General features: G+C 75.1%; 5 protein-coding genes. 4 read left to right on the forward strand and 1 reads right to left on the reverse strand.

What is annotated here, in order from left to right; all coding sequences use genetic code 11:
- On the reverse strand, window positions 1–237 hold a 237-nt coding region (locus tag LW587_RS24265; RefSeq protein WP_442919187.1), incomplete at its 3' end, for a helix-turn-helix domain-containing protein.
- Window positions 238–358: 121 nt separating this feature from the next.
- On the opposite strand from LW587_RS24265, the gene LW587_RS22525 reads away from it, so the two are divergent.
- The 4 genes from LW587_RS22525 to LW587_RS22540 all read left to right on the forward strand — a co-directional run.
- The gene (locus LW587_RS22525) at window positions 359–1288 is read left to right on the forward strand and encodes a VOC family protein (RefSeq protein WP_232631820.1); all 930 of its coding nucleotides are present in this window, start codon (window positions 359–361) and stop codon (window positions 1286–1288) included.
- Between the two features lie 110 nt (window positions 1289–1398).
- The gene (locus LW587_RS22530; protein ID WP_232631821.1) at window positions 1399–2046 is read left to right on the forward strand and encodes an alpha/beta hydrolase; all 648 of its coding nucleotides are present in this window, start codon (window positions 1399–1401) and stop codon (window positions 2044–2046) included.
- Between the two features lie 149 nt (window positions 2047–2195).
- Window positions 2196–3257, forward strand: a complete 1062-nt coding sequence (locus LW587_RS22535) for an alpha/beta fold hydrolase (protein ID WP_442919188.1) — start codon at window positions 2196–2198, stop codon at window positions 3255–3257.
- Window positions 3258–3531: 274 nt separating this feature from the next.
- Window positions 3532–5890 (forward strand): ATP-binding protein (locus LW587_RS22540; protein ID WP_232631823.1); only part of this gene is annotated, 2359 nt, incomplete at its 3' end.

A 5890-nucleotide genomic window follows, 5' to 3' on the forward strand; every position in this document is an offset into this window, starting at 1 on the left:
GCCCGCCGCGAGCAGGCCCGCCGCGTCGTCCCGGGCGGCCCGGCCCGCCTCGGTCAAGGCGAGGCGGCGCGAGGTGCGGTGGAACAGCCGCGCGCCGAGCCGCGCCTCCAGCCGCGCCACCGCCTTGGAGACGGTCGCCTTCGACAGGCCGAGTTCGTCCGCCGTGCGGGAGAAGGAGAGGGTCTCGGCGACCGTCGCGAAGACCGCCCAGGCCTCGAAATCGGGAAGACGTGACATGGCAGATCCGGAAACGATGCATTTCCATCGTTTCCGTTTTCTCGCGAGCCGGCAAGGGCCAGATTGGCCTCACACCGATCGCATCGCCGATCGCCCCGAGGTCCACGAGGAGATCCGACCCATGACCCAGCACGGCATCCACCACGTCACGGCCTTTTCCGGCCCGGTCGCCCGCACGGTCGATTTCTACACCCGCGTGCTCGGCCTGCGCCTCGTGAAGAAGACCGTCAATTTCGACGATCCCGGCACCTATCACCTCTATTTCGGGGATGCGGCGGGCGCGCCCGGAACGATCCTGACCTTCTTCCCGATCGTCCATGCGGCGCCCGGGCGGGTCGGTATCGGCCAGGTGTCGGAGACGGCGTTCCGGGTGCCGCGGGCCTCGATCGGCGCCTGGACCCACCGCCTCGTCGCGATGGGCGTGCCCCACGAGGCGCCGACGGCCGCCTTCGGCGAGACGGTGCTGCGCCTGCGCGATCCCGACGGCATGCCGCTCGCCCTCGTCGGCGTCGACGGGGCGGAGGGAGAGCCCGCCTGGGCGGCCTCGGACATCGCCCCCGAGCAGGCGATCCGCGGCTTCCACGGCGTCACCCTGCTCCTGCGGGAGGCCGGGCCGACCGCCGCGATCCTCGCGGGCGTGCTCGGCTTCGAGAGCGTCGGCACCGAGGGCGCACAGACCCGGTTCAAGGGCAGCGCCGCCCTCGGCGGGCTCGTGACCCTGCGGGCGGTGGGCGACTTCCTGCCCGGCCGGCAGGGGGCGGGCTCGGTCCACCACGTCGCCTTCCGGGCCGCCGACGACGCGGCGCAGGCCGCGATGGCGGAGGCCTTGCGGACCGGGCACGGCCTCGACGTCACGGAGCAGCGCGATCGGCAGTATTTCCGATCGATCTACTTCCGTGAGCCCGGGGGCGTGCTGTTCGAGATCGCCACCGACGCGCCGGGCTTCGCGATCGACGAGCCCGTCGCTGAACTCGGGACCGCGCTCAAGCTGCCGCCCTTCCTCGAGCCGCATCGCGGACGGATCGAGGCGGTGCTGCCGAAGGTCGCCTGACGCGCCCGCCCGGTCGCCGGCTCCCCTCGTCCCGCAGGTGGGACGAGGGGATGACGGCCTCTGAATCGCCGCACCCTGCACGCGCCCCTCTCTCGTTCAAGGAGGCCCTCATGACCACGCAGACCCTCGCCGGCTTCCACCACCGCTTCGAGCCCGGCACCGACGCGTCCGCCCCGCCGCTCCTGCTGCTGCACGGCACCGGGGGCGACGAGACCGACCTGATCGGGCTCGGCCGCGCCCTCGCGCCGGGAGCGGCGCTGCTCTCGCCCCGCGGGCCGGTGCTGGAGAACGGGATGCCGCGCTTCTTCCGGCGCCTCGCCGAGGGCGTGTTCGACGAGGCGGATCTCCGCCGCCGGTCGGGCGAGCTCGCGGGTTTCGTGGCGGCGGCGCGGGCGGCCTACGGCCTTGCCGCGCCGGTCGCGGTGGGCTTCTCCAACGGCGCCAACATCGCCGCCGCGACGCTCCTCCTGCATCCGGAGACGCTGGCCGGTGCGGTGCTGCTGCGGGCGATGGTGCCGCTGGCCGACCCGCCGCCGGCCGATCTCGCCGGCCGGCCGGTGCTGCTCCTGTCGGGCGCCCTCGACCCGATCGTGCCCGCCGACAACGCGGCCCGGCTCGCGGCCGGCCTGGCGGCGGCGGGCGCCGCCGTGACCCACACGGTGCAACCGGCGAGCCACGGCCTGTCGCAGGCGGACCTGACGGCGGCGGCCGCCTGGCTCGCCCGGCATCGCGGAACGCTGACCGCCCGCGCGGCGTGACGGGACCGGGACGGGGGCAAGCCCCCCGTCTGCCAGCCGGGCGCGGGGGCGGGTATGCGGCAGGGCGGCTGGTGCCGCGGTCCGTCCTGCCCGATGGTGCGGGCCGTGGCCGCCGGCCCGCCCCTCCTGTCACCGCAATCGAGGTGCCGGTGTTCCCCTTCGTGACCAAGCGTTCCGCCGCCAAGGCCGGGCGGCGACAGGCGGCGCAGGTCCGCAAGTCCGTCAAGGCGGCGACCAAGACCGTCAAGGCCGCGACCAAGGCGGCCCAGGGCGCGATGCGGCAGGCCGAGAGCGCCACCCAGGCCCTCGTCCGCGCCGCGGCGCCGGCGCCCAAGGCGACCCAGCGGGCGCAGGCCGGCCGCTTCGTCACCGTCGACGGCCTGCGCGTCCACGTCATCGTGCGCGGGCGCGGCCGGCCGGTGGTGCTGATCCACGGCAACGGCACCATGGCGGAGGATTTCGCCATCTGCGGCCTGATCGACCGGCTCGCCGCCCGCTACCGCGTCATCGCCATCGACCGGCCCGGCTTCGGCCGGACCCAGCGGCCGCGCCACCGCGTCTGGACCGCCTCCGCCCAGGCCGCGCTGATGCACCGGGTGCTCGACGGGCTGAAGGCCGAGCGGCCCCTGATCGTCGCCCATTCCTGGGGGACGCTCGTGGCCCTCGCCATGGCGGCGGAGCCGCGCCACGCCCTGCGCGGCCTCGTGCTGCTGTCGGGCTACTATTTCCCGGAGGCCCGCGCCGACGTGTCGCTCGCCAAGCCCCTCGCCCTGCCGGGCGTCGGCGATGCGGCCCGCGCCCTGGTGCCCAACGCGGTCAACCGGGCGATGGCCGAGCAATCGTTCCGGCGGGTGTTCCGGCCCCAGCCGGTCCCGGCCCGCTTCGTCAGCCGCTTCCCCATCGAGATCGCGGCGGGCGCGACGCAGCTGCGGGCCGCGACCGAGGACGCCGCGACCATGAACACCGCCGCCGGCCTGCTCCAGCGCCACTATCCCCGGCTGACGCTCCCCGTCGCGATCCTCAGCGGCGACGCGGACGCGATGGTCGACGCCGCGTCCCAGTCGACGCGCCTGCACGGGACCCTGCCCGAGAGCAGTCTCAAGATCCTGCCGGGGCTCGGCCACATGATCCATTACGGCGCCCGGACCAAGATCGAGCGGGCGGTCGACGCCGTGATGAACACCGCGGCGGGCCGCCCCCCGGCACCCTGAGGCCGCCGGGGCTCCCGTCCCTCGTCCGCCCTCCATGCGCGCCGCGCCGTCCGGTGTCCCCCGGGCGGTCCCGGACCGACGCGGCCCGGGCGATCGCCCGGGACGATCCGGGAAAATCGGGACGGTCCTGGGAAAACGGAGCCGGCCTGAAAGACAGGACGGGGTAACCCGGGCGTCGGACCGTCGCCTGGCGGCCCCGCCCTTGCCTGTCCGGGGCGCAGGGTCCATTCCGCCCATTCCCGTCCCCGACCATCCAGGAACAGCGGCCGGTTCGTTGTACCGCCTGACCGACATCGCGATCTCGAACTGGTACCTCATCCGGCGGGAGCAGATCCGCATCCGGGGGGCGGCGGCGCTCGTCGGGCCGACGGGGGCCGGCAAGTCGACGATCTTCGACGCGGTCGGGACCGTGCTGGCGGGCAACAACGCCAGCCGGCTCGCCCTCAACGCCTCGGCCTCGGGCCGCTCCGCCCGCACCGTGCGCGACTATTGCCTCGGCTGGATCAGCGACCCCGCCGAGGGCGGCCGCCCGACCCGGGAGGCCTGCGAGACGGTCATCGCCCTCGTCTTCGAGCACCCGGCGAGCGGGCGGGTCGTCACCGTCGGGCTGGCGCTCGCGGCCCGGGCCGAGGAGCCCAAGGAGGAGACGCTCTCCCGCTTCATCGCGGTGGGCCATCGCTTCGAGATCGCCGACTACGTGCGCGAGACCCCCCAGGGCAGCTTCGTCGCCCCCTGGGCCGAGATCGCCGCCGATCTGCGCCGCCGCTCGGACAGCGTCGAGGAGTTCCGCACCTCCGGCGAGCGCTTCACCGGGGCGGTGCTGGCGATGCTCCGCGAGGGCGCCGCCGTGCCGGACCCGCGCCAGTTCCTGCGCACCTTCTCGAACGCCGTGGCCTTCAAGCCGATCTTCGACACCAGCGGCTTCGTGCGCGCCTTCGTGCTGGAGGCCGAGCCCCTCGACGTCGCCCGCATCCGGCAGTCGATCGAGACCTGGCGGCGGTTGCTCGAGACCATCGAGGAGCTGGAGAAGCGCCTCGCCGGCCTCGACCGCTTGTGCGGGCGCTACGAGGCCTGGGCGCGCGCGAGCCTCGCCGCCGCCCTCGACGAGCTGCGCGCCGCGGGCGCCGATCTGCGCCGCCGCGTCCTCGACCTCGCGGGCGCCCGCGAGACGCTGCAGGACGTGGCCGAGCGCCTGCGCATCGCCCGGGAGAGCGTGGCGACGAGCCAGGGCTTCGTGCGCGAGATCGACGCCGAGATCGCCGCCCGCAAGGCGCTGGTCTCGGGGAGTGCGGCCGAGGCGAGGCTCGCCGCCGCGAATGCCGGCCTCGCCATGCTGGCTCGCGATCGGCGCGACCTGACGGTCCGGCTCGCGGCCGCCGTCGGCCTCGTCCAGGAGGCCGGGCGTCTGGCGAGCGTGAGCGCCGCCTTGCGTCGGATCGATCCCGACGCCGCCCGGATCGCGGAGGCCTGCGCCCGCTCGGGGCTGCGCCGGGAGGCCCCGCCGGAGGAGACCCTTCGGCCCGGCGGTCCGCTGGCGGGGCTTCTCGAAAACCTCGCCCGGATGCCCGACATCGCCCTCTCCCTGGAGAGCGCGGCGGAAGACATCGGCTACCGGGCCCGCGAGCGCGAGAACGAGGTGAAGACCCTCGCCCCGCAGGTCGAGGCCGGCCGCGCCAGCGCTGCCCGCCTCTCCGCCGACACGGAGGCGTTCCGCGACGAGTTGAGCCGGCTCGGCATCGCGGCGGTGCCGGTCTGCGAACTCGCCGAGATCGTCGATCCGAAATGGGGCCCGGCGCTCGAAGGTCTGCTCGGCCGCGCCCGCGAGGCGCTCGTGGTCGAGCCCGATCGCCTGGACCGCGCCTTCGCGCTGCTCGACGCGCGCAAGAACCAGTTCTTCCGCTGCCTGCTCGTGAAGACCACCGACACGGCCCGGCGCACCGCGCGGCGGATCGATGACGGGCCGATGGGTCTGATCGAGACCGACAGCCCCCATGCCGAGGCCTTCCTCGCCGCCCGGCTCGGCGGCTACGACCTCGCCCCCGACGATGCCGCGCTCGCCCGGATGGGCCGGGCGGTGGCCCCGAGCGGACGCTCGACCTCCGGCATGGCCTATTCGGTGGTGCGGCCGGTGCCCCTGATGATGACCCGCGGCCGGCGCGGGCCGACGCCGGACACCCGCCGCCGCCTGGAGGAGGCGGAGGCCGAAGCGCGCAGCCTGCGGGCCGAGGCGAGCGTGATGCGCGAGGCCGCCCGCACCGCCGCGCTCCTGCGCAGCCGACTCGCCGAGAGCGCGATCGACGTGGCGGCGCTCCGGGCCGAGGCCGACGCCATCGAGGGCCGCCGCCGCAGCCTCGCGACCGAGCAGGAGACGGTGGCCAAGGCCGATGCCGGCGCGGTCGAGGCGGAGCTGAAGGAATTGGCGCGTGAGCGCTCGGCCTACCTGACCGAATTGGTTCAGGTGCTGGAGCCCAAGCGCGACGCCCTGCTCGCCGAGGAGGCCGGGCTGAAGGCCCGCGTGGTCCAGGGCCGGGAGGCGGTCCGCACGGCGCTCGCCGCCTACCGCGCGGCGGTCCGGCGCTGGACCTCGGGCGACAGCGTGCGCATCCGCCTCGCCGGGCCGGCGCCCGCCGACA

Origin of the sequence: Methylobacterium sp. Leaf118, assembly GCF_920984675.1 — a bacterium.
Taxonomy (GTDB): domain Bacteria; phylum Pseudomonadota; class Alphaproteobacteria; order Rhizobiales; family Beijerinckiaceae; genus Methylobacterium.

What these genes read in the sequence shown, in the direction of transcription:
- LW587_RS22525 (WP_232631820.1), top strand. Translation starts at nt 359, where the DNA reads ATGACCCAGCACGGCATCCACCACGTCACGGCCTTTTCCGGCCCGGTC.
- LW587_RS22530 (WP_232631821.1), top strand. Translation starts at nt 1,399, where the DNA reads ATGACCACGCAGACCCTCGCCGGCTTCCACCACCGCTTCGAGCCCGGC.